The sequence below is a fragment of the Spirillospora sp. NPDC048819 genome, from assembly GCF_040650055.1.
Taxonomy (GTDB): Bacteria; Actinomycetota; Actinomycetes; order Streptosporangiales; family Streptosporangiaceae; genus Spirillospora.
Genome location: NZ_JBEZGN010000038.1, coordinates 19,691 through 42,828, shown reverse-complemented (window position 1 = coordinate 42,828; position 23,138 = coordinate 19,691). Strand labels below are relative to the sequence as shown.

The window sequence follows — 23,138 nt, the reverse complement described above, 5'->3', positions numbered from 1 at the left end:
GACAGTCCGGCCATCACGGAGACGGCGCAGTCGACCCGGCTGACCGGTCGGCCCGGCCGCCGGGAGTCCCGACGGCGGGGTCGGCACCTGGAGGGCGGGCAGCCCGCGGAGGTCCCGAGACATGGCTGGAGTCCACAGGTGAGTGAACCGGAGCAGCCCATGGACGACCTGCCGGAGAAACTCGACACGAACGTGCCGCATTCGGCGCGCGTCTGGAACTAATGGCTGGGCGGGACGGACAACTATCCCGTCGACCGTGAGGCGGAGGAACGGTACAAGCAGATCTTCCCCGGCATCGTGCCGATCACGCGGTGGTGCCCGGATCCCGCTCCGTTCGACGCGCCCGCGTCCGCCGAGGTCGGCACGCTCGGCGGCGTCGGGCGCAAGACACGCTGACCACCAGGGCCGATCTGCGGGTCGGGACCGTCGCGCCCGGCTAGGCTGTCGGCACATATCGCCAGAGTGAAGGGCATGGCGCATGAACCGCAGCGAACTGGTCAGAGCCGTGGCGGAACGCGCGGGGAGCGACGAGGCCGTGGCCCGCCTGCACGTGGACGCCCTGGTCGAGGCCGTGATGGAACGGGTGTCCGCTGGGGACCGCGTCACCGTCACCGGATTCGGGACGTTCGACCGGCTGTCCCGCCCGGCCCGCAGCGCCCGCAACCCGCGCACCGGCGTCCCGGTCGAGGTGCCCGCCGCGGAGGTCCCGCGGTTCCGGTCCGGGCAGACGTTCCGCAACCGCGTCGCCGGGGGCGCCCCCGCGGCCGTCGAGGAGCAGGGCGTGGCGGCGGCCGCCCCGCCGGACGCGACGGTCAGCGTCGTGGTCGAGGAGCCGAGTCCGAAGAAGCCCAAGGCCGCCAAGAAGGCCGAAAGTGCCAAGGACGTCAAGAGCGTCAAGGGCGCCAAGAGCGAAAAGAACTCCGGGAAGAGCGCGAAGAAGGCGAAGAAGGGCGCGGACGCGAAAAAGGCCAAGGCGGGCAAGGCGGACACTTCCGCGTCTCCGAAGAAGAAGCAGGGCAAGGGGAAGGCCCGCGCCAAGGCCGGCAAGTAGCCCACGCCTCGCTGTTGCGCGTCTCGTCAACGCCGAGCCGCAGTCCCGGCCGCCATACCGGCCCCGCCGCTCGCTGACCCAGTTCACCGGCGCTCTCGCAGACGCCGGTCGGGGCGAGGCGCGGGCTTCAGCCGTGGATCGAGACGTGGGTGACGCCGGGCACGGTACGGGCGAGGACGTCGGCGATCCGCTGCGCGGACTCGTCCGCGCGGCCGCGCAGTTCGACGGCGCCGTCACGGACCGACACGTCCCAGCACGCGCCGCCCGCCCCGTACTCCGCGATCGCGGCCAGCACGTCGTCGCGGATGCGGGCGTCGCCGCGGGCCAGGATCGCGATGAGGTCGCGGCGGCTGACGATGCCGACGATGGCGGGACCGTCCATCACGGGGACGCTCTTGATCCTCGTCTTCATCATCGTCTCGGCGAGCACCGCGACGTCGGTGTTGGGGCGGACGGTCTCCACGTCGCGGGTCATGACCTCCTCCACGAGACGCGGCGACGGGCTCGCGGGGGTGGCGACGGGCCGGACGAAGGCCCTCGGGTCGTGTTCGAACACGCCTCGCAGGAGGTCCATCTCGCTGACGATGCCGGCGAGCCGTCCCGACCCGTCCACGACGGGCAGCGCGGTGACGCAGTGCTCGTGCAGGATGCGGATGGCCTGGCGAACGGTGGCCGACCGTGGAATCGTCACGACGGGCGAGGTCATCGCCTCCCGGACCAGCATGGCGCGTTCTCCTTCCGGCGAGGACGCCGTTCACCTACCCCGGCAGGACATTCCTGGTCACCTACCCGGACAGGGCGTCCCTGACCCTTGTGTCCAGGATCGCCCCGCGGCCGCCGCAAGCCCAGGGCCGTTCGCGGGCGACCTCGGCGCGGCTGGACCGGTCGCGGCGGATGAGCCGTCAGAAGAGGGTCGGCGGCTCCGCCGGCTCCGGCTCGGGCAGCGGATCGAGCTCGGGCACCCTGTCCCTCACCTCGTCGTAGAACCGGCGGGCGAGCATCAGCGCGTCCGCGTTGTCCGGGGTGTGGACGAACACGGTCGGCGAGCGCCCCTCGCGCAGCCACGCGGCGGCCTTCCCGGTCCAGTACCGCCACCCCTCGATCGTCGTCGCCGTGTCGTCCCGTCCGAGGTAGCGGATGATCGGACGGTCGGTCAGCGCCGCCGACCTGCGCGGTACGCGCGGCTTCTTCGTCCAGGCGTCGCGTTCGGCGTCGCTGCCCGGGCGGCTCCGGAAGAACACGGTGGTGTCGAAGGGGACCCATTCGGCCCCCGCCCCGGCGAGAACCCGTTCGAGGTCGCGTTCGCACCCCGGGTCCTCGAAGAACGCGCGGTGACGCACCTCGACGGAATACCTGTACGCCTGGGGCATACGGCGCAGAAAGCCCGCCAGCGTCCCGAGATCCGCGGGACCGAACGACCCCGGCAGCTGCACCCACAGAGCGTGGGTCCGCGATCCGAGCGGCTCGATCGCCGCGAGGAACGCCGCGAGCTCCTCGTCGAACCCGGCGAGCCGCCGCTCATGTGTGATCGACTTCGGCAGTTTGAGGACGAACCGGAAGTCGGACGCGGTCTGCTCCGCCCACGACTCCACCGTGCTCCGCGACGGCGTCGCGTAGAAGGTCGTGTTGCCCTCAACGGCGTTGCACCAGCTCGCATAGGCCTTCAGCCGCGCCCCGGGAGGCAGCGGATGCGGGACGAAACGCCCCTGCCACGACGGGTGCGTCCACATCGCGCACCCCACATGAAGCCGCATGAACCCGACGCTACCGAACCCCGCGTCCCCGGCGCCCGGCTCATGGCCCCCTCGACCTGCTGCTCCTCCGGGACTTGAACACCGCCCGCCCGGGCCGCGTATCTCCACCAGTAGATCGGGATGTCGGACCTTGGAGGACCCCCATGAGGGCGAGAAAGAGTCGTCTGCGCACGGCGGTCACGTGGACCGCGGTGGCCGCGGGATCGGCCGGCCTCGTGGCCGGCTCGCTGTACGCGGTGCGGACGCCGGACCGCTCCGGCGGCCAGGCGGCCGCGCTGACCGGCGAACAGGCATCGAACACCCCGCGAGGTTCGGCAGGTGCACTGGCCGCGAGCCTGACCGACCGGCTCGGCGCCCGCACGGCCGGCGCCTATCTCGACTCCGCCGGCCGCCCCGTCGTCACCGTCACCAACGCCGACGACGCCGCCATGGTCCGCGCCGCCGGGGCCGTGCCCAAGATGACGCGGCGGAGCCCGGCGACGCTGAACCGGATCACCGCCGCGCTCCGCCAGTCGTTCGCGAGCGTTCCGGGCACCGGCTGGGCCGTCGATCCCGCCACCTCCCGGGTCACGGTCTGGACCGACGACTCGGTCGGCGGGACGCGGATGGCCGCCGTCCGCCGGATGGCCCGGCAGATGGGGCCGGCGATACGGATGGTGCACATCGACGGACGCCTGCGCACTTTCGCGCTCGGCGGCGATGCGATCTTCGGGCAGGGCTCGCGCTGCTCCCTCGGCTTCAACGTCACGGTGGGGCAGCAGGACTTCTTCCTCACCGCCGGGCACTGCGGCAACGCGGTGCGGGACTGGACCGCCGACCAGGAGGGCAACCAGTTCCTCGGCTCCACGGTGCGGAGCAGCTTCCCCGGCGACGACTTCGCGCTCGTCCGGGCGGAGCAGCCGGGGGAGGGCGCGGTCAACCTCTACAACGGCCAGGCCCAGGACATCACCCAGGCCGGCGAGGCCGTTGTCGGGCAGCGGGTGGCGCGCAGCGGCAGCACCACCGGCCTGGCCACCGGCCGCGTCATCGCCACCGGCGCCACGGTGAACTTCCCCGAGGGCACGGTCACCGGCATGATCCAGACCACCGTCTGCGCGGAGCCGGGCGACAGCGGAGGCCCGCTCTTCAGCGGCGACACCGCCCTCGGCCTCACCTCGGGCGGCTCGGGCGACTGCCGGGTCGGCGGCGTCACCTTCTTCCAGCCGGTCACCGAACCCCTGGAGGCCTTCGGCGCCGAGGTCTCCTAGACCGGCCCCACGCCCCCGTTGACCACTGCGCACGCCGTTAGTGGTTTCGACGTCGAAGTCGAGTTAGGATCGAGGAGCGCGCGGACAGGAGTGTCCGTGCGCGGGCGGGCCGTGCGGCGCGCATCCTGAATCCTGCCTAGGGGGTCGAGCGTGGACAGCTCACGTATTGCCGACATCATCGAGATCGAACAGCTGCTCGCGCGCTACGCGGCCGGCATGACGATGGACGACGTGGACAGGGTCCTGGCCGTGTTCGCGCCGGGCGGTACCTACAGCGCCTTCGGGGAGAAGTACGCGACCGCGGACTTCCCCACGCTCATGGCCGCCGCGCCCAAGGGGGTCTTCTCGGTGAGCACCCCGGCGATCGAGTTCGACGCGGACGACGCGGCGACGGGCGTCCAGCCCCTCTGCTTCGTCGCCCAGGCCGATCATTCGATGCGGATCGGTTACTACCGCGACTCGTACCGGCGCACGCCGGACGGGTGGCGGCTGCAGGCCAGGGCGATGACGTTCCTGCGCCGGGACGGCTCGCGGGACTCGGGCCGTCCGCACGACCCGCGGCGTCCGGTTCCCGGGCAGAAGCCCGCGAACTGAGCACCCCATGGACTTGCAGGAGTTTCGCGACGGCCTGGACGGATGGCTCGACGAACACCAGCCGGACCTCGTTCCCCCGCACGGCTCGGACGTCTCACTCGACGCGGAGATGGAGCACCTCTCCAAGGTCAAGCGCCTGACGTTCGACGCGGGCTGGATGCGGCGGGGCTGGCCCGAGCGGGTGGGAGGGCTCGGGGGGTCCACGCTCATGCGCGCCTACCTCGGTGAGGCGCTCGCGTCCCGGGACCTGATCGAGCCGGGCATCTACTCCATGACGGAGGTGCTGGCGCCGACCATGATCGAGTTCGCCCGGCCGGAGCTGGCGGCGGAGATGGTCCCGCGGCTGCTGCGCGGCGACGAGACGTGGTGCCAGGGGTTCTCCGAGCCGAGCACGGGCAGCAATCTGGGCTCCCTGTCGTGCCGCGCCCGCCGGGACGGCGACGCCTGGGCGGTCAGCGGCCAGAAGGTGTGGACGAGCCTGGCGCAGTACGCCGACCGCTGCGTCCTGCTGACCCGGACCGGGTCCCCGGAATCGGGCAGCAGGGGCATCACCGCGCTGTTCGTCGACATGGACTCGCCGGGGATCACCGTGCGCCCGATCCGGGCGATGCACGGGCGGGACGAGTTCTGCGAGGTGTTCTTCGACGACGTGCGGGTCCCGGGCGACCGCATCCTCGGTGAGGTCGACGGCGGCTGGGCCGTCGCGATGGACCTACTGCCCTACGAGCGGAGCACGTCGCTGTGGCATCGCGGCGCGTTCCTGCGCCAGCGGCTGGAGCGCCTGCTCGCCTCGCCGTCCGGTGACGCGCTGGATCCCGCCGCCCTCGGCGAGGTGGTCCAGCTGGCGTTCGCCTTCCACGCCCGTTCGCGGGCGACGCAGTACCGGATGGCCGGCGGTGAGCGGCTCGGAGCGGAGACCTCGATCGACAAGGTGCTGCTCGCGACCACGGAGCAGGCGGTGTACGACCTCGTCGCGGACGCGGCGGCGGCGGACGTCGCGCTCGCCGACGATCCGGACGGTGCCCGGTGGCGGACCGAGTTCCTGTACTCGCGGGCGGCGACGATCTACGGCGGCAGCGCCGAGGTGCAGCGCAACATCATCGCGCGCCGCCTGCTCGACCTGGGGGTGGACCGATGATGGACGCCGAGACCGCCGGCCTTCTGGCGCAGAGCCTGCGGCGTGCCTTCGAGGACGGCGACGCAGCGTCGGCCGACGCGGCGCTGGACGAGATCGGCTGGTGCGAGGCGCTCGCGGCCGAGGGCATCGCCGTCGTCCCGCTGCTGTTCGCCGAGCAGGGCGCCGCGAACGCGGCCTCCGGCGCGCTGGACGATCTGCTGACGGCCGTGCTCGGGCTGCCGCCCGGCGCGCGCACCGCGTTCGTCCTCCCGGAGTTCGGAGGGCGGTCCGTGCCGGGTTCCGTCCGGCACGGCGACCTCGCGGTGCGCGGCCTCGGCACCGCGCGGATGGCGGCGGCCGACCACGCGGTCGTGGTCACCGAGGAGCACCGGGCGGTCGTCGTGGAGACCGGAAGGCTCCGGATACAGCCGGTCAAGGGCGTCGATCCGCGATTGGGACTGGCCAGGGTCGAAGGTGCGGGCATCCCGGCACCCGGTGCCGGGCGGGCCACGGACGCGGGCTGGACGGACGCGCTGGCGGCGGGCCGGCTCGCGCTGGCGTACGAGATGACCGGCGCGAGCCGGACGATGCTCCGGTTGGCGCGCGAGCATGCCCTCACCCGGGTCCAGTTCGGCCGGCCGATCGGCTCGTTCCAGGCCGTCCGGCACCGCCTGGCCGAGTGCCTGGTGGCGCTCGACGGCGGTGAGGCGGCCCTCGCCGCCGCCGTGGAGATGGCGGAAGGGGCCTGGCCAGCGCGGGTGGCCCCGGTGCCCGCCGGGATCGCCAAGGCGCTCGCCGGGCGCAACGCGCGCACGGTCGCGCGCCACTGCCAGCAGGTCCTGGCCGGTGTGGGATTCACCGACGAGCACGACTTCCACCACTACTTCCGCCGTGTGCTCGCCCTCGACGGTCTTCTCGGCGACGCCCGGACGCTGACCCGCGAGCTCGGCGAGGAACTGCTGCGCACCCGGCGGCTGCCGGCGGTGCCGTCGCTGTGACCCCGGGCCGGCGTCGGGGCTGAGAAGGCCCCGCCACCGGGACGGGAACGCCGTTCACCTCCCGCCCACCGGGACGGGAGGTGAACGGCGAGCGTCGTCAGCCGGCGTCGTTCCGCTTGGACAGCTGCTTGTCCAGGGTCTTCCGCAACTCCGGCGAGTGGAAGGAGCGGTCCTCCGCCGCGATCGCGAAGTCGAGGGTGGCGAGGACGGCGCGTTCCAGGTGCAGGTTGAGGACGCGCTTGGTGTCCTCCAGGGCCCGGCGCGGCATCGCGGCGAGTTTCCGCGCGCATTCCAGGGCCGCGGGCATCACCTCGTCGTCGGCGCGGACGTGGTTCGCCAGCCCGATCTCCGCGGCCCGGCGTGCGCTGATCCGGTCGCCGGTCAGCGCGTACTCCTTCGCCAGCTGCAGGCTGGTCAGCAGTGGCCAGGTCACCGGGCCCCCGTCGGCGGCGACGAGACCGACCATGACGTGCGGGTCGGCGAGGTGGGCGCTCTCGGCCATGAACACGATGTCGGAGAGCGCGACCAGGCTGCAGCCCAGGCCGACCGCGGGCCCGTTGACCGCGGCGACGATCGGCAGGCGGCACTGCACCATTCCGATGACGATGCGGCGGGCGTCGGCCAGGGTCTGCCGCCGCAGGTCGTCGTCCTTCGTGAGCGTGTCGATGTAGCCGAAGTCGCCGCCGGCCGAGAACGCGCGCCCGGCGCCCGTCAGGACCACGGCGCGGGCGTCGTCGTCCGCGTCGAGCTGCGGGAACAGCGACCCGAGGCCCTCGTGGAGGGCGTGGTTGGTCGCGTTGAGCCGCTCGGGGCGGTTGAGCGTCACGATCCTGATCGGCCCGTCGGCGGTGACGGCGATCTCCGGGGGCAGGTCGTAGCGGTTCATGAGGCCGGCAGCCCGAGGATCCGCGTCGCCACCAGGTTGCGCTGGATCTGCGACGTCCCTCCCATGACGCTCTGCGCCCGGCTGTAGAGGTACATCTTCAGCCACGTGTCCTCCTTCGTGCCGGCGGTCCGTTCGCTCACTCCGAGCGCGGCGTGCCCGACGGCCTGTTCGACCGCTGTCATCAGCAGCTTGTCCACGGAGCCCTCGGGGCCGTGCGAGACGCCGTCGAGCCGGTCGGAGAGCCGGCGGCACACGTGCAGCCGCAGCATCTCCGCCTCGACGATCGCCCACGCGACGTCGCGGACGTTCTCGGTGGAGAAGCGCTCCGGCTCCGCGCGCAGGCGCTCGACGAGTTCGTTCACGGCCTTGCCGTACCGCGCGACGTAGCCCAGTTCGCCGGGTTCGCGCTCGTGGCTGACCACGGTCATCGCGAGCCGCCAGCCCTCGCCCGGCTTCCCGATCATGTCGGCCGCGCGGGCGACGGCGCCGTCGAAGACCACCTCGCCGAACTCCCGGGTGATCCCGTTGATCATCTTGAGCGGCCGCTGCTCGATGCCGGGCTGGTCCATCGGGACGGCGAACGCCGACAGCCCGCGGTGCTTGGGCGCCTCCTGGTCGGTCCGCGCCAGCACGAGGCACCAGGCGGCGCTGTCGGAGTAGCTGGTCCACACCTTGTGGCCGCTGATCACGTACTCGTCGCCGCGGCGCTCGGCGCGGGTGCGCAGCGACGCCAGGTCCGACCCGGCGTCCGGTTCGCTGAACCCCTGGCACCAGCGGTCGCGCCCGTTGACGATGCCGGGCAGGAACCGGCGCCTGACGTCGTCGTCGCCGTGCCGCAGGATGCCCTGCACCAGGTAGCCGAGGCTGGGACGCGGCGGAGCCCCGGCGGACGCCAGTTCCTCGTCGACGATCGCCTCGTACACGCTCGGCAGGCCCTGGCCGCCGATCTCCTCCGGCCAGGAGAGGGCGAAGAAGCCGGCGTCGTAGAGCGCCTGGTGCCAGGGCGCCTGCCCGTCCCAGTACTCGTCGGACGTCGAGGACGCCGGAAGCCCGGGGTTGTTCTCGGTGAGCCAGGTCCGCAGGCGCCTGCGGAACGCGGCCTCCTCCGGGGAGTCAGCGAAGTCCACCGTGCACGCCTCCGATCTTGCGGCGGGCGACCACCCGGTCGAGGTGCGCGCCGACGTCGCCGAGCAGTTGGGTAGACAGGAGCACTCGCCGCAGGTAGACGTGGGCGAGGCACTCCCAGGTGTTGCCGATGCCGCCGTGCACCTGGACGGCCGTCTCGCACACCGTGCGCGCGGCGCGGGCGCAGTAGGCCTTCGCGACCGCGGCGGCGTCGAGCGCCTCACCGGCGGGAAGGGTGTCCGCGGCCCAGGCGGCGTGCAGCGCGATGCTCCGCGAGCCCTCCACCGAGACGTGGGCGTCGGCCAGCATGTGCTGAACGCTCTGGAACGATCCGATCGTCGTGCCGTACTGCTGCCGGATGCCCGCGTACGAGCACGCCAGCTGGACCGCGCCGCGCATCGCTCCGACGAGGTCGGCGCAGGTGAGGGAGACGGCGAAGGCCGTCCAGCCCTCGATGTCCGCCTCGGTGAGGGGGCTTCGGGCGCCGGGCGGGCGTTCGGCGGGCGGCCCGTCGACCGCGGCGGCCGGGCGGGTGAGGTCGCGTCCCGGGGACGTGCCGTACACGGGCACGGCGACCAGGTCGTGGCCGCCGTCGGTCTCCGCCAGCGCGAGGGCGGACGTGATGCCCCGGACGTCGATCGCGGTGCCCGAGCAGCGCGCGTCCGCGGTGACGGCGAGGCCGGACAGGTCGGGAGTGAGCAGGACGGTTTCGGGCACCGAAGCGGGGGCGGCGGACGCCAGGCGGCGCAGTTCGGCGGCCAGGGTCGGGCCGAGGAACGACGTGTCGGCCAGGCCGCGGCCGAGTTCCTCGGCGACGATCGCGGCCTCGACGGCGGACGCGAGCGGCCGGTTCCCGTCGGCGGGGGTGCGCAGTTCGCGCCATCCGGTGGCGTCGAGCGCGGTGTCCAGCTTGGCGGCCCGGGCCGCGTCGTCGAGTTCGGCGACCGACTTGGGGCCGAGATCGTCGACGAGCCGGGCGGCGGCGTCGCGCAGCGCCTGCTGCTCCGAGGAGAGGCGGACGTCCATCAGCGGTCACCCCGCATCAGGGCCCGCCGGGCGGCGGCCCGCCGGCCGGCGGGGGAGGGGGCGAAGGTGCCATGGGGGAGGAGGCGGCTCGGCCGCGACTGATCCGGGCACGCCGCGGAACGGCCGCGCCCCGGTGGGGGCGGCGGTGCGGCCGCGGTGGGTTCGGTCATTTCGATCATGTACCGGCAACCTCGGAAGAAGACGCGCCGGAACCGGTGATCAGGCCGCCGACGCGGACGTTGCGAGCGATTTACACTTCTAGATAAAAGTCTATACTGACGTCGATGTCAATCACGGTGCCCGTTCCGGGGCGGGTGAGAGAGCGGGAGCTGCGCGATGAACCAGAGCGTCGAGCCGATGTGGCCGAGCATCGCTGCCATGACCGAGTCCGCCGCGGAGCGCTTTCCCGGCCGCACCGCGATCGTGGACGGCGGCGAGCGCATCTCCTACGAGCGGCTCTACGCGGAGGCGCGCGGGTTCGGGGCGGCGCTGGTCGCCGCCGGAGTCGGACCGGGCGACCGCGTCGGCATCTGGGCCCCCAACGGCCGCGAGTGGATCATCGCGCTCCTCGGGCTGTACCAGGCGGGGGCGGCGCTGGTGCCGGTCAACACCCGGTTCAAGGGGCGGGAGGCCGCCGACATCCTGCGGCGCGGCAGGGTGAGGGTCCTGGTGACGGTGACGGAGTTCCTCGGCAACGACTACGTCGCGATGCTCAACGAAACCGGCGAGTCCCTGCCCGATCTGCGGACCATCGTCATCGCCCGGGGCAGGCCGTCCGAGCCCGCGGTGACGTGGGACGACTTCCTGGCGCGGGCGACCGGCGACGGTCTCGCGGAGGTCGACCGCCGCAGGGCGGCGCTCGGCCCCGACGACCCGTCCGACGTGCTCTTCACGTCCGGTACGACGGGGACGCCCAAGGGCGTGCTGATGACCCACCGGCGGACGATGGGCGTGGGCGCCGACTGGGTGAGCATGGCCGGCCTGACGGCCGGTGACCGCTACGTGCTGGTCAACCCCTTCTTCCACATGTTCGGCTTCAAGGGCGGCATCCTCGCCTGCGTCGCCGCCGGGGCGACCATGCTCCCGCAGCCGACCCTGGACGTGGACCGCGTGCTCGGGCAGGTCGCCGCGGAACGGGTCACCGTGCTGCCCGGCCCGCCCGCCCTGTACCACGCGATCCTCGACCACCCCGGCCGGGACCGGTACGACCTGACGAGCCTGCGCGTCGCCGTGACCGGCGCGGCCGACATCCCGGTCGAGCTCATCCGGCGGGTGCGCGACGAACTGCCGTTCTCGGGCATCGTCACCGGCTACGGCCTCACCGAGGCCGGCACGGCCAGTTCCACCTCGCCGGACGACGACCCGGAGACCATCGCGACGACCGTCGGGCGCCCCCGGCCCGGCTTCGAGATCCGCGTCATCGACGGGTCCGGCGCCGACGCGGCGCAGGACGAGGTCGGCGAGATCGTGCTGCGCGGCCCCACCACGATGGCCGGATACCTGGACGACCCCGAGGCCACCGCGGCTGTGCTCTCCGAGGACGGCTGGCTGCGCACCGGGGACCTCGGAAGCATCGACGAGCGCGGGTGCCTGCGCATCGCCGGCCGCTCCAAGGACATGTTCATCGTCGGCGGGTTCAACGCCTACCCCGCGGAGATCGAGGCCATGCTCCTCGAACATCCGGACGTCCGGCAGGCCGCGGTCATCGGCGTCCCCGACGAGCGTCTCGGCCAGGTGGGCATGGCCTTCATCGTGCCGCGCGCGTCCGGGCTGGACGCGGCCGACGTCATCGCCTGGTGCCGGGACCGGATGGCCAACTACAAGGTCCCGCGCACCGTCCGGCTGATCGACGAGCTGCCGCTCACCGAGAGCGGGAAGGTGCGCAAGAACGCGCTGGAGGCGCGAGCCGCCGCGGAGCGCTCCGGCTGAGCCCGGTCGCTCGATTAACATCGACGTCGATATTGAGACAATCCCCACCTGGAAGGCACTGACATGGAAGACCACGATCTCGAGCCGATGCTCGATGCGGTCCGGGACTTCGTCCGCCGGGAGGTCATCCCGCGCGAGGTGGAGATCGACGAGAAGGACGAGGTTCCCGCCGTCCTCCGCGAGACGGCGAAGCACATGGGCCTGTTCGGCTTCACCATCCCGGAGGAGTACGGCGGGCTCGGGCTCGGCATCGTCGACCAGTGCCGGCTGCTGATCGAGATCGGGTACACCACCCCGGCGCTGCGCTCGATGTTCAGCACCAACGTGGGCATCGCCGGGCACGTGATCATGGACGGCGGCACCGCGGAGCAGAAGGCCGCGTGGCTGCCGAAACTGGCCTCGGGAGAGGTCGTCGCGTCGTTCGCGCTCACCGAGCCGGACGCCGGATCCGACCCGTCCGACCTGCGCACGAGCGCGGTCCGCGACGGCGCCGACTGGGTCCTCAACGGCGTCAAGCGCTACATCACCAACGCGCCGATCGCCGACGTGTTCATGGTGTTCGCCCGGACCGACCCGGACGCGAAGTCGTCCCGCGGCATCTCCACGTTCATCGTGCCGGCCGGCGCCCCGGGGCTGACGGTCGGGCCGCGCGACCACAAGATGGGCCAGTTCGGCGCGTGGACGGCCGACGTCGTCCTGGACGGCGTGCGGGTCCCGGCCGACGCCGTCGTCGGCGGGGACGGAGGCGTCGACACCGGCTTCCTCACCGCGATGCGCAGCCTGTCCAACGGGCGCCTGCTGCTCGCCGCCGCCTGCGTGGGGATGTCCCAGCGGCTCGTCGACGAGTCGGTGAAGTTCGCCTCCGAGCGCACGCAGGGAGGGCGTCCCATCGCGTCGCACCAGCTGGTCCAGGCGATGATCGCGGAGTCGGTCACCGAGACGATGGCCGCCCGCAGCCTCGTCCTGGACGCCGCCCGCGCCTACGCGGACGGCTCGGACCGCCGCACCGGCCCGGCCGCCGCCAAGTACTTCTGCAGCGAGGTCGTCGGCCGGGTCGCCGACCGCGCCGTCCAGGTGCACGGCGGCGCCGGGTACATGCGCTCGGTCGCGGTCGAGCGCTTCTACCGCGACGCGCGGCTGTTCCGCATCTACGAGGGCACCAGCCAGATCCAGCAGCTGATCATCGCCCGGCAGGCGCTCGGGGCGGCCGCGGGCTGAACGCCCCGGCCGCCCCGAGCGGGCGTCGCGGTCCCCGTCCGGCGGTCTCCGCCGTCAGGTGGACAGGATGGAGACCGCGGCGACCCCGGGCGCCCCGTACAACTGGGCGAGCCCGACGCGCGGCTCGTTCGGCACCTGGCGCTCACCCGCCTGCCCGCGCATCTGCAGCACCAGTTCCCGGACCTGCCGCAGGCCCGAGGCCCCGACCGGCTCGCCGTTGGCGATCAGGCCGCCGTCGGTGTTGACCGGCAGCCTCCCGCCGATCGCCGTGGCGCCGGACGCGATGAGCTCGTTCTGCTCGCCGTCCGCGCACAGCCCCACCTCGGCCATGTGGATGACCTCGGCGCCGGCGTCGGTGTCCTGGAGCTGGGCGATGCCGACGTCCTCCGGGGCGACGCCCGCCGCCTCGAAGGCGGCCCGGGCGGCGTCCACCGTCGGCGCGGGGACATGGTCGGCCGCCACGGACGCTGACGGGGTGTGCACCTCGAACGCGCCGAAGCGCCTCGTCCGGGTGACGACACTGCGCAGGTAGATCGGCTTGTCGGTGTAGCGGTGGGCCACGTCCGCGCTGCACACGACCAGTGCCGCCGCGCCCTCGTTCGGGCTGCAGAACATGTACTGCGTCAGCGGGTGGCTCACCATCCGCGCTCCGAGGATCTTCTCGGGGGTCAGCGGGGTGCGCCGGTGGGCGTGTGGATTGAGGGCGCCGTTGCGGTAGTTCTTCTCCGCGACCGCGGCGAGCGTCTCGTGGGTGATCCCGTGGTCGTGCATGTAGCGGTTGATCTTCATGCCGAAGAACTTCGGGGTGAGGAACAGCCCCATCTCGCCGTACCACGGCGGGCAGGCGTAGTCCTGGGGCTCGGCGGTGAAGGCGCCCGGATCGTGCTTGTCCATGCCCAGGACCAGCCCGATCTCGTGCTCGCCCAGCTTGATCGTCTGGCGGGCGAGGGCCAGCGCGCTCCCGGCGGTCGCGCACCCGTTGTACACGTTGGTGAACTGGAGCCCGGTCAGCCCGAGCTCGGCGACGACGGCGTCCGGCTGGTCCACCTCGTAGCTGCCGCCCACGGCGAACTGCATGTCGGCCCAGGTCAGGCCGGCGTCGGCCAGCGCGTCGCGGGCGGCCTCGGCGCCGATGGCCAGGGCCGGCTTGCCGGGGAACCGGCCGAACCGGTGGATGCCCACTCCGATGATCGCGATGTCAGGCATGGTCGGCCTCGCCGGGGGTGCGCGGGGACACGGGCATGTCTCCTTCTTCTGGGGTGAAAGCGAACGTGACGACCTCGCGTCCGTCCTCGTCCGTGCGGAACGGCATGGTGACCGTCCGCATCGGCATGCCGATGGCCGGCCCGCCCTCGGGGCAGCCGACGAGGATGGCCTCGACGCGCAGCTGCCCGGGAAGCTCGACCACCCCGACGAACCACGGCTCGAACGGGTCGGTCGCGGCGAACTCGCCGTTGAACGGGGCCTTCGGCAGGAAGCCCTGGGACGTCCACGTCCAGAGGGTTCCCGAGCGCGCCAGCAGCGTGCGCTCGACGGCGGTGCCGCCGCACTTGGCGCAGCCCGTCCGGAGCGGGAACACGTGCGTGCCGCACTCCGTGCACCTGCCGCCGATCAGGCGGGGTTCGTCGTCGGGCCAGGTGAACAGATCATCGGCGATGGGGACCGGTGTCATCTCTGCTCCTTGCTTCCCCCGCGCGGCGGGAACGGTGAGGGTTCACGTGGGTGTCGAGGGCGGTGCGGGATGCCGTCCCGGTCGCCCTCCCGGCGGAAGGCCGGGCGGCGCCGAGCCGGGCACCGGACGCGCGTGCGGGCTCAAGCCTATACTGACATCGACATCAAAGAAAATATTCGGGAGGTCGTCGGGGACGGGTCATGGCGACATGACCTGCTTCTCGGGCTCGGTCCGGCCGGACGACATCGACGTCGCATCACGGATAGAATGCGCGCTTCCGGACCGGAGGACGGGCCTGGGCGGGCGGACGAAGGCCGAGGAGGCCGCGGCCGGGCGCTGAGGAACGGCCGTCCCGCCGCCCCCGGCCGCCGGTGACGTTGAACGTGCGGCGGTCCGGCGTTATGTTTCCGACGTCGGTTTCATCGTTTGGAGGACAGGATGGACGCAGAGCCGCGCTCGGCGAAAGGCCGCCGGACACGGGCACGCCTCTTCGAGGCGGGCAAGGTCGTGTTCGAGCGCGATGGCTTCCTCCAGGCGCGGATCACCGACATCGCCGCCGAGGCCAACGTCTCGCACGGGTCGTTCTACCACTACTTCGACTCCAAGGAGTCCCTCTTCCGCGAGATCGCCGAGGAGGTCGAGGTCCGCCTCGTGTCGATGGACGACATCGCGCAGGACCTCGAAGACGACGCCGGTCCCGTCGCCCGCATCCGCGCGGCCAACAAGGCCTACCTGACGGCCTACCGCAAGGAGGCGCGGATCATGCGGGTGATCGAGGAGGTCAGCCGCTACGACGACGACGTCCGCATGGTGCGCTCCAAGCGCGACGACTACCTGGCCGCCCGCCTGGAATCGGCGATCGAGCGCCTCCAGGCGGACGGGCTCGCCGACAAGCGGATCGACAAGCGGTACGCGGCCACCGCCCTCGGCGGCATGGTCGCGAAGTTCGCCGAGATGATGTTCATCGGCGGCGCGCAGTTCGACATGCAGGGCGCGGTGGAGCAGCTCACCCTGCTGTGGGCCAACGCGCTGGGCCTGAGCCCGGAGGCCGACCAGACGCCGGCGCCGGCCAAGAGCGGGACGGCCTGAGCCGTCCGCCATGGCCGCGACGACACCGCGGCCATGGCGTCCGCCCGTGCGGCGCCGCCCGCTTATGCCGGCACGCGCTCGAAGACCGCGGCGATGCCCTGGCCGCCGCCGACGCACAGCGTTTCGAGGCCGTACCGCGCGTTCCGCCGGTCCATCTCGTGCAGCAGCGTCGCGACGATCCGCGCGCCGGTCGCGCCCACGGGGTGCCCGAGGGAGATCCCCGAGCCGTTGACGTTGAGCCGGTCGAAGTCGGCGGCGCCGAAACCCCATTCCCGCGTCACCGCGAGCGCCTGAGCCGCGAACGCCTCGTTCAGCTCGATGAGGTCGATGTCGGCCAGCGTCAGGCCCGCGGCGTCGAGCGCCCGCCGCGTCGCGGGCACCGGTCCGATGCCCATCCGGTGCGGCTCGACCCCGGCGACCCCCGTGGACACGACCCGCGCGAGCGGCCGCAGCCCGTGCGCGGAGGCGAACTCGGGCGTCGTCACCAGGCACGCGGCGGCGCCGTCGTTCTGGCCGCTCGCGTTGCCCGCGGTCACCGTCGCCTCGGCGTCGTCCTTGCCCATCACCGGCCGTAGGGCGGCGAGAGCTTCGCGGGAGATGTCGCGGCGCGGGTGCTCGTCGGTGTCGACGACGACCTCGCCCTTCCCGGTGCTGACCCGGACAGGGACGATCTCCTCGGCGAACGCCCCGCGGTCCTGGGCGTCCAGGGCGCGGCGTTGCGACTGGTAGGCGAGGTCGTCCTGCTCGTCCCGGCCGATGGAGTACTCCCGCCGCAGGTTCTCGGCCGTCTCCAGCATGCCGCCCGGGACCGGGTAGAGCCGTCCCCCGGCCGTTGCCCGTCCCCGCGTGAGGGTGTCGGTGAGTGTGATGTCCCCGGCGCGTGAACCCCACCGCGCGGTCAGCGAGTAGTGCGGCGCCTGCGACATGTTCTCGGCGCCCCCGGCGATGATCGCCTGGGCCGCGCCGGAGCGCACCATCGCGGCGGCGTACACGACGGCCTGCAGCCCCGAACCGCAGCGCCGGTCGATCTGCACGCCGGGGACGGTGGCCGGCAGCCCCGCGTCGAGGGCGATGACCCGTCCGATCGCGGGCGCCTCGGCGGTGCCGTAGCAGTGGCCGAACACGACGTCGTCGACGAGGGCCCCGTCCAGGCCGCTGCGCCGCATCAGCGCCTCGACGACCGTCACGCCCAGCGTCTGGACCGGAACCGTCCGCAGGGCACCGCCGAAGCGCCCGATCGGGGTCCGTACCGGCTGGCAGATCACAGCCTCGTTCATGTCTCTCCTCGTCTAGCGCGTAGTCCCGGCGACGTTCACCGGCACCGGCCCGGCGGTGTTCGTGAGCCCCGGCCCGGCCGGGTTCATATGCGTCGTCCGTCGGCGTTCATGAGCGCCGGCCCGGTCGTGTTCGTGGGCGCCGGCCCGGTCGTGTTTGTGGGCGCTGGCCCGTTGGTGTTTATGAGCGCTGGTCCGGTCGTGTTCGTGGGCGCCGGTCCAGCGGTGTCACAGTGCGCTGGTCCGGCCGTGTCCACGGTGTGATGGACCAGCGGTGTCACAGTGCGCCGGCTTGGCGGAGGTCGTCTTGTGCCTCGGGGGTGAAACCCAGTTCGGTGAGGATCGTGGCGGTGTGCTCGCCGAGGCCGGGCACGTCGTCCAGGGGAGTGCGCCAGGCGGGCGTGATGAGCGGTGGGAGCAGTGAGGCCAGCGGGCCCGCGGGGGATCCGACCTGCTGCCAGCGGTCGCGGGCCGTCAGTTGCGGGTGGTCGACGACCTCGGTGACCCGGTTGAACTCGGCGTTGCCGATGCCGGCGGCGTCGGCGCGCGCGCAGATCTCGGCGAGGTCCAGCGTCGCGGTCCAGGCGGTGATCGCCTCGTCCAGCCGGTCGCGCTGCTCGCAGCGCCGCGGGGTGGTGGCGAGCGTCTCGTCGTCCGCCAGGTCGGGGCGGCCGATCAGGTCACGGGCGAGGCGCTGCCATTCGGCGTCGTTGGTCGTCCCGAGGACGACGGTCCGCCCGTCCCTGGTCGGGTAGGCGTTGTAGGGCGCCACGATCGGGGACGACATGCCGATCGGCGCCCGCTCCTCGCCGGTGTAGCGGGCGTAGAGGAGGGCGAAGCCGAGGAAGTCGGCGGCGGTGTCGAACATGCTCACCTGGAGGGCGGCGCCGGTGCCGGTCCTGGCCCGTCCGAGCAGCGCGGCCATGATGCCGGCCGCCGCCTGCATCGCCGTTCCGATGTCGGCGATGGGGATGCCCGGCTTGGCCGGCGCGTCGGCCCGCCCGGTGGCGGCGCAGGAACCGCTTTCGGCCTGGACGAGCAGGTCGTAGGCGCGGCGGTGGTCGAGAGGCCCGCCGGTGCCGTAGCCGGAGATGTCCACCGCCACCAGCGACGGGTCGCGCTCCACCAGCGTCGGCGCGTCCAGCCCGAGACGGCGGGCGGAGCCCGGGGCGAGGTTCTGCACGACGACGTCGGCGCGTTCGAGCAGCCGGTCCAGGACGGGACGGGCCTCGGGCCTCTTGCAGTCCAGCGTGAGCGACCGCTTGTTGCGGTTCAGCCAGACGAAGTACGTCGACAGGCCGTCGGCGGCGTCGTCGAACCACCGGGTGAGGTCACCCGAACGCGGGTGTTCCACCTTGATGACCTCGGCGCCGAGATCGGCCAGCATCCGCGTGCAGTAGGGGGCCGAGACGGCCTGCTCGAAGCTCAGCACGACGGTGCCGGCGAGGGGCGGGGCCGGGTCCTGGCCGGCCGGCCGGTCGGGCATGGGGGCACCTCCGCTGATGTGCACTCTAATGTCGACGTCGGTGTCGATAAGCTTGAACGTTAACCGTAGTACAGGGGGATGGTATTGACCAAGGCAGCCTCAATCTTATAATTTCGACGTCTATGTCAAATATCTCGAGCGGGGTCGTGGCTACGGGCACCGGGCACCTGCTGGCCGAGCGGGCCGGCGGGGTGCTGACGCTCACGCTGAACCGGCCGCGGGTCCGCAACGCGTTCTCGCGGGAGATGCTGGAGGCCCTGGCCGCGATGCTGGACTTCGCCGCCGCCGCGGACGACGTCCGGGTCGTGGTGCTCGCGGGGGCGGGCGGCACCTTCTGCGCCGGAGGCGACCTCACCATGCTCGCGGCGGGGGAGAGCATCTTCGGCCCGGCGGACGCGCCGGCCGTGCGGCTGGCGTCCCAGAAGGCGCTCCAGCGTGCGACCGTCGTCCGGCTCCGCGAGATCGGCAAGCCGTCGATCGCGCTGATCGAGGGGGCGGCGGTCGGGGCGGGCCTCGGTCTCGCGCTCGCCTGCGATCTGCGTTACGCGGGGACGTCCGCGACGCTGTGCACGGGTTTCGGCCGGCTCGGGCTGGCGGGCGACTTCGGCTGCACGTGGTCGCTGAACCGCCTGGTCGGCGCCTCCCGCGCGCTCGAACTGCTGTATCTCTCCCCGTCACTGACCGCCGCCCGGGCACAGGACCTCGGCCTGATCACCGAGGCCGTCCCCGATGACCGGCTGAGCGAGCACACCGCCGCGCTCGCCGCGCGCCTGGCCGCCGTCTCCCCGGACGCGGTGCAGGCTATGAAGCGGCATGTGGCCCGCGCTCACACCCACGACCTGGCCGCCTGCGCGGACGCGGAAGCCGACTGGCACGTCCGGCTCCTGGAGTCCGGCGCCCACCGCGACGCGGTCCGCGCCCTCGCGCACGGCCGCGCAGTGCGTTCCCCCTCCACCACCGAGAACTCAGGAGCCAAGGAATCATGACGAAGCTGGACGGCGGGTCGCGCTGGTGACGGGCGCGGCCCGCGGGATCGGAGCGGAGATCGCCCGCACGTATGCGCGCGCCGGCGCCGCGGTGGGCGTCCTCGACCTCAGGGAGGAACTGACCCGGGACACCGTGGCCGCCATCGAGGACGCGGGCGGGCGTGCCCTCGGCCTCGGCGCGGACGTCTCCGACGCCGAGCAGGTCCGGCGGGCGGTGGAGCGGCTCGCCCAGGAGTTTGGCGGGCTCGACATCGCCGTCAACAACGCCGGGGTGACGCGCGACAACCTGCTGTTCAAGATGACCCAGGACGACTGGGACACCGTGATGAACGTCCACCTCCGCGGCATGTTCCTGGTCACCGCAGAGGCCCAGCGGATCATGGTCCCGCGGCGGTACGGGAGGGTCGTCAACATCTCCTCGACCTCGGCGCTGGGCAACCGCGGCCAGGCGAACTACTCCGCGGCCAAGGCGGGCGTGCAGGGGTTCACCAGGACGACCGCCATCGAGCTCGGGCCGTTCGGCATCACGGTCAACTCGATCGGCCCCGGCTTCGTCGACACGGAGATGACCCGCGCGACGGCCGAGCGGCTCGGCGTGCCGGTGGACCGGCGCCTGGCCGAGGTCGCCGCCACGCTGCCGGTCCGGCGCGTCGGGCAGCCCGCGGACATCGCGAACGCCGCCCTGTTCCTCGCCGCGGACGAGGCGGGATTCGTCACCGGCCAGGTGCTCTACGTCGACGGCGGACGCTCGGTGCGCTGACGTCCAGAACCAACGAAAGGGATCCCCATGACCCATGACCTCGCACCGGACCCCCAGGCCGCAGGCGGCGCGCCGGCCGACGAGGAGGCGCTGACCGACGAGGAACTGCGTGCGGCCGTCCGGGAGGTGGCCGGGCGGTTCGACGACGCCTACTGGGCCGATGTCGACCAGGAGGCCAGGTTCCCCTGGGAGTTCTACGACGCGTTCGCGCAGGCCGGATGGCTCGGCATCGCGATCCCCCGCGAGTACGGCGGCGCGGGCATGGGCGTCTCGGCGGCCTCGTCGATGATGTACGAGATCGCCGCGTCGGGGGCGGGCATGAACGGCTGCAGCCCGTTCCACCTCACGATCTTCGGCCTCAACCTGGTGGCGCGGCACGGCGGCGAGCGGCTGTGCCGCGAACTGCTCCCCGACGCCGCCACCGGCGACCTGCACGTCTGCTTCGCCATCACCGAACCCGACGCGGGGTCGGACACCGGCCGCATCCGCACCTTCGCCCGGCGGGACGGCTCGGACTACGTGATCAACGGGCGGAAGGTGTGGATCACCAAGGCGGCGCAGTCGCAGAAGGCGGTGCTGCTGGCGCGCACCGGCGAGCCCCGCGAGGGCAGGGGCCGCACGGACGGGCTGTCGATGTTCGTGGTCGACCTGACCGGCGGCGGCGTCGAGATGCGCGCGATCCCGAAGATGGGCCGCAACGCGGTCTCCTCCTACGAGCTGTTCCTGGACGACTTCCGGGTCCCCGGATCGGCCCTGGTCGGGGAGGAGGGACGCGGGTTCACCTACCTGCTGGACGGCATCAACCCCGAGCGGATCCTGCTCGCGCACGAGGCGCTCGGCATCGGCCGGGCCGCGCTTCGCCGGGCGGTGAGGTACGCCGGGGAGCGGGTCGTGTTCGACCGCCCGATCGGGCAGAACCAGGGGATCGCGTTCCCGCTCGCCGAGGCGTCGATGCGCCTGGACGCGGCGGAACTGGCGGCGCGGCACGCCGCCGACCGCTACGACCGCGGCGAGCCGTGCGGGAAGGAGGCGAACACGGCGAAGTTCCTCTGCGCCGACGCCGGTTTCGCCGCGGCCGACGCCGCCGTCCAGACACACGGCGGGTTCGGCTACGCCCGCGAGTACCACGTCGAACGCTACTTCCGGGAATCCCGCCTCATGCGCATCGCTCCGGTCAGTCAGGAGATGGTGCTGAACTACATCAGCCAACACGTCCTCGGCCTGCCGAAGTCGTACTGAGCGGCATCGGAGGAACGCACGTCATGCGCATCGCGATTCATTCAGGTCTCACCATGCGCGGGAGCGTCCGGGGTGTCGTCGACGAGGTGCGCAAGGCCGCCGGGTACGGCTTCGCCGGTTACTGGGCGCCGATGCTCAACGGTCATGACACGCTCACCGCCTTCGCCGTCGCGGGACGCGAGGTCCCCGGGATCGAACTGGGGACGGCCGTCGTGCCGATGCCCCTGCGTCCGCCCTTCGCGCTCGCCCAGCAGGTGGCGACCGTCCAGGAGGTGCTCGGGGGGCGGCTGGCGCTCGGCATCGGCCCGTCCCACGAGGCGCTCGTCAGGGATGCGTTCGGACTGGAATGGCCGCCGCCCATCGCGGCGACGCGCCGCTACGTGGAGGAGCTGGAGGCCGTCATGACCGGGCGGGACGGCCGCCGGGTCGCCGTCGGCGGCGACCCGCCGCCGATCCTGCTGGGCGCGGTGAACCCGGCGATGGCCCGGCTGGCCGCGGAGGTCGCCGCCGGGGTCGTGACCTGGGCCGCGGGGCCGCGCACGATCACCGAGGTGATCCGCCCGGCGCTGCTCGGCCGGCCGGCCGGTTCGGCGTTCCGGATCGTGGCGGCCCTTCCGGTGTGCGTGACCGGGGACGTCGCGGGCGCGCGCCGGCACATCCACCGCGTCCTCGGTGCCAACGACCGGTTCGCGTCCTATCAGAAGGTGCTGCGCCGGGAGGGCGTGGACGGGATCGCCCGGCTGGCGATCGTGGGGTCGCCGGACGAGGTGGCGCGGCGCATCGACGCGTTCGCCGAGAGCGGCGTGACGGACTTCGCCGCCCACCCGCTCGCCAAGAATGACGTCGATGCCGAACTCACCTGGGAGTTCCTCGCCGCCCGCGCCAAGGCTTGTTGACCTGCGGATCAGGGCAGATTCGGCGGGTTGATCCGGTCCGGGCCGAGTAGTTCCGGACCGACATATCATCGACGTCAGGGTTCATTGACTGCACCGCCACCCGCCAGGGGCCGGGCAGGGGCGCCGAGGGGCCGCCGCGCACGCCCCGTCCAGTGGCGAGAACGCGGCGGCGACGGCCGTGTATTCGCTGGTCGAGCCGGATGCGTTCCCGAGCCGTGCGCCGGCGGCGTTCCGCCCGGGACGGGCGCGCCGGCCCGGCCCGGGTCCGGACCGGCTCAGCGGTAGTCGCCGCCCGCCAGGTAGCGGTCGAGCCGCGGGGCGCTCGCCGCCCTCGACACCAATTCGACTCTGACGTCGAGATCATGCAGGAGGTGATAGCAGCCGCCCGCGCGCCTGCCGGCGCCGTCGAGGAGGGCCGCCTCCCAGGCGCAGCCGCGTTCCTCCAGGTCGGCCGATTCGCCCGCCACGTCGTCGCTCCACATGCCCAGATGGTGCAGGCCGGTCCTCTCCCAAACACTGTCGGGCACCTGCACCAGCAACTCGATGTAAGGCGGTCCCTCCAGGGAGAGGACGAATGTCTGGTCGTAGGTCCGTGTCCCCGAGGGTGATGCGAACTCGGCGGGGAAGCGCTGCGGGCGGCCCCATGTCACCCCCGATGCCGCGCTGAACTGGGCCATCGCCGGCTCCAGGTCCGGGACGACGATACCGACGTGATAGATCCGCGGAGCACCCACAAAGTTCTCCCAACTATTGACCTCGACGTCAGAACATACTTTGATGTTAGTCGTCAG

General features: G+C 72.5%; 22 protein-coding genes and 1 pseudogene. 13 read left to right on the top strand and 10 right to left on the bottom strand.

Annotated elements, in window-relative coordinates; translation table 11 throughout:
* Positions 1 to 159: 159 nt before the first annotated feature.
* Positions 160 to 297 (top strand): annotated as a pseudogene (locus AB0C35_RS36670) (SAM-dependent methyltransferase); the annotation flags it as partial.
* A gap of 181 nt (positions 298 to 478) precedes the next feature.
* A complete protein-coding gene (locus tag AB0C35_RS36665; RefSeq protein ID WP_358466419.1) occupies positions 479 to 1,051 on the top strand; it encodes an HU family DNA-binding protein in 573 nt (190 codons plus the stop codon).
* 127 nt (positions 1,052 to 1,178) lie between these two features.
* Here AB0C35_RS36665 and AB0C35_RS36660 read toward each other — a convergent pair whose 3' ends face one another.
* Both AB0C35_RS36660 and AB0C35_RS36655 read right to left on the bottom strand, forming a co-directional pair.
* Positions 1,179 to 1,775 (bottom strand): CBS domain-containing protein, encoded by a 597-nt coding sequence (locus AB0C35_RS36660; protein WP_358466417.1) that lies wholly within the window; start codon positions 1,773 to 1,775, stop codon positions 1,179 to 1,181.
* Positions 1,776 to 1,953: 178 nt separating this feature from the next.
* Positions 1,954 to 2,805 carry a DUF72 domain-containing protein gene (locus tag AB0C35_RS36655; protein WP_358466415.1) on the bottom strand — a complete coding sequence of 284 codons (852 nt, stop codon included), beginning with the start codon at positions 2,803 to 2,805 and terminating at the stop codon, positions 1,954 to 1,956.
* Between the two features lie 143 nt (positions 2,806 to 2,948).
* Between AB0C35_RS36655 and AB0C35_RS36650 the strand changes: the two genes are divergently transcribed.
* The 4 genes from AB0C35_RS36650 to AB0C35_RS36635 all read left to right on the top strand — a co-directional run bounded on the left by AB0C35_RS36650 (position 2,949) and on the right by AB0C35_RS36635 (position 6,761).
* Positions 2,949 to 4,052, top strand: a complete 1,104-nt coding sequence (locus tag AB0C35_RS36650) for a S1 family peptidase (RefSeq protein ID WP_358466413.1) — start codon at positions 2,949 to 2,951, stop codon at positions 4,050 to 4,052.
* Positions 4,053 to 4,202: 150 nt separating this feature from the next.
* Positions 4,203 to 4,646: a nuclear transport factor 2 family protein gene (locus AB0C35_RS36645; RefSeq protein ID WP_358466411.1), complete on the top strand. Its 444-nt coding sequence runs from the start codon at positions 4,203 to 4,205 to the stop codon at positions 4,644 to 4,646.
* Positions 4,647 to 4,653: 7 nt separating this feature from the next.
* Positions 4,654 to 5,784, top strand: a complete 1,131-nt coding sequence (locus AB0C35_RS36640; protein ID WP_358466409.1) for an acyl-CoA dehydrogenase family protein — start codon at positions 4,654 to 4,656, stop codon at positions 5,782 to 5,784.
* Entirely contained in the window at positions 5,784 to 6,761 is a 978-nt protein-coding gene (locus AB0C35_RS36635; protein WP_358466407.1) for an acyl-CoA dehydrogenase family protein, read from the top strand. The genes AB0C35_RS36640 and AB0C35_RS36635 overlap by 1 nt, the downstream gene beginning before the upstream one ends.
* 97 nt (positions 6,762 to 6,858) lie before the next feature.
* Here the strand turns inward: AB0C35_RS36635 and AB0C35_RS36630 are convergent, their stop codons facing one another.
* Genes AB0C35_RS36630 through AB0C35_RS36620 form a run of 3 tightly spaced genes read right to left on the bottom strand, consistent with a single transcriptional unit; the run spans position 6,859 to position 9,798 of the window.
* Positions 6,859 to 7,647, bottom strand: a complete 789-nt coding sequence (locus AB0C35_RS36630) for an enoyl-CoA hydratase/isomerase family protein (RefSeq protein WP_358466405.1) — start codon at positions 7,645 to 7,647, stop codon at positions 6,859 to 6,861.
* Positions 7,644 to 8,774: an acyl-CoA dehydrogenase family protein gene (locus tag AB0C35_RS36625; protein WP_358466403.1), complete on the bottom strand. Its 1,131-nt coding sequence runs from the start codon at positions 8,772 to 8,774 to the stop codon at positions 7,644 to 7,646. Before AB0C35_RS36625 ends, AB0C35_RS36630 begins: the two co-directional genes overlap by 4 nt.
* The gene (locus AB0C35_RS36620; protein ID WP_358466401.1) at positions 8,761 to 9,798 is read right to left on the bottom strand and encodes an acyl-CoA dehydrogenase family protein; all 1,038 of its coding nucleotides are present in this window, start codon (positions 9,796 to 9,798) and stop codon (positions 8,761 to 8,763) included. The genes AB0C35_RS36625 and AB0C35_RS36620 overlap by 14 nt, the downstream gene beginning before the upstream one ends.
* A gap of 378 nt (positions 9,799 to 10,176) precedes the next feature.
* On the opposite strand from AB0C35_RS36620, the gene AB0C35_RS36615 reads away from it, so the two are divergent.
* Complete coding sequence (locus AB0C35_RS36615) at positions 10,177 to 11,727, top strand: FadD3 family acyl-CoA ligase (RefSeq protein WP_358466399.1); 1,551 nt, start codon at positions 10,177 to 10,179, stop codon at positions 11,725 to 11,727.
* Between the two features lie 63 nt (positions 11,728 to 11,790).
* Positions 11,791 to 12,945: an acyl-CoA dehydrogenase family protein gene (locus tag AB0C35_RS36610; RefSeq protein WP_358466397.1), complete on the top strand. Its 1,155-nt coding sequence runs from the start codon at positions 11,791 to 11,793 to the stop codon at positions 12,943 to 12,945.
* Positions 12,946 to 12,999: 54 nt separating this feature from the next.
* Here the strand turns inward: AB0C35_RS36610 and AB0C35_RS36605 are convergent, their stop codons facing one another.
* Together AB0C35_RS36605 and AB0C35_RS36600 are read right to left on the bottom strand one after the other, a co-directional pair.
* Positions 13,000 to 14,151, bottom strand: a complete 1,152-nt coding sequence (locus AB0C35_RS36605) for a thiolase family protein (RefSeq protein ID WP_358466395.1) — start codon at positions 14,149 to 14,151, stop codon at positions 13,000 to 13,002.
* On the bottom strand, positions 14,144 to 14,617 hold the full coding sequence (locus AB0C35_RS36600) for a zinc ribbon domain-containing protein (RefSeq protein ID WP_358466393.1): 474 nt from the start codon (positions 14,615 to 14,617) through the stop codon (positions 14,144 to 14,146). Before AB0C35_RS36600 ends, AB0C35_RS36605 begins: the two co-directional genes overlap by 8 nt.
* 438 nt (positions 14,618 to 15,055) lie before the next feature.
* Between AB0C35_RS36600 and AB0C35_RS36595 the strand changes: the two genes are divergently transcribed.
* The gene (locus AB0C35_RS36595) at positions 15,056 to 15,706 is read left to right on the top strand and encodes a TetR/AcrR family transcriptional regulator (RefSeq protein WP_358466391.1); all 651 of its coding nucleotides are present in this window, start codon (positions 15,056 to 15,058) and stop codon (positions 15,704 to 15,706) included.
* Positions 15,707 to 15,768: 62 nt separating this feature from the next.
* On the opposite strand, the gene AB0C35_RS36590 is transcribed toward AB0C35_RS36595, so the two are convergent.
* Both AB0C35_RS36590 and AB0C35_RS36585 read right to left on the bottom strand, forming a co-directional pair.
* Entirely contained in the window at positions 15,769 to 16,983 is a 1,215-nt protein-coding gene (locus AB0C35_RS36590) for an acetyl-CoA C-acetyltransferase (RefSeq protein WP_358466389.1), read from the bottom strand.
* A 274-nt stretch (positions 16,984 to 17,257) separates the two neighbouring features.
* On the bottom strand, positions 17,258 to 18,466 hold the full coding sequence (locus tag AB0C35_RS36585; RefSeq protein ID WP_358466387.1) for a CaiB/BaiF CoA-transferase family protein: 1,209 nt from the start codon (positions 18,464 to 18,466) through the stop codon (positions 17,258 to 17,260).
* Positions 18,467 to 18,612: 146 nt separating this feature from the next.
* Here AB0C35_RS36585 and AB0C35_RS36580 point away from each other — a divergent pair, with 146 nt between their 5' ends.
* The 4 genes from AB0C35_RS36580 to AB0C35_RS36565 are packed head-to-tail and all read left to right on the top strand — an operon-like array spanning position 18,613 to position 22,347.
* The gene (locus AB0C35_RS36580; RefSeq protein ID WP_358466386.1) at positions 18,613 to 19,452 is read left to right on the top strand and encodes an enoyl-CoA hydratase-related protein; all 840 of its coding nucleotides are present in this window, start codon (positions 18,613 to 18,615) and stop codon (positions 19,450 to 19,452) included.
* 25 nt (positions 19,453 to 19,477) lie between these two features.
* Positions 19,478 to 20,212, top strand: a complete 735-nt coding sequence (fabG, locus tag AB0C35_RS36575) for a 3-oxoacyl-ACP reductase FabG (protein ID WP_358466384.1) — start codon at positions 19,478 to 19,480, stop codon at positions 20,210 to 20,212.
* 27 nt (positions 20,213 to 20,239) lie between these two features.
* Entirely contained in the window at positions 20,240 to 21,451 is a 1,212-nt protein-coding gene (locus tag AB0C35_RS36570; protein WP_358466382.1) for an acyl-CoA dehydrogenase family protein, read from the top strand.
* 23 nt (positions 21,452 to 21,474) lie between these two features.
* On the top strand, positions 21,475 to 22,347 hold the full coding sequence (locus AB0C35_RS36565; RefSeq protein WP_358466380.1) for an LLM class flavin-dependent oxidoreductase: 873 nt from the start codon (positions 21,475 to 21,477) through the stop codon (positions 22,345 to 22,347).
* 275 nt (positions 22,348 to 22,622) lie between these two features.
* On the opposite strand, the gene AB0C35_RS36560 is transcribed toward AB0C35_RS36565, so the two are convergent.
* On the bottom strand, positions 22,623 to 23,081 hold the full coding sequence (locus AB0C35_RS36560) for a VOC family protein (protein ID WP_358466378.1): 459 nt from the start codon (positions 23,079 to 23,081) through the stop codon (positions 22,623 to 22,625).
* Positions 23,082 to 23,138: the final 57 nt, after the last annotated feature.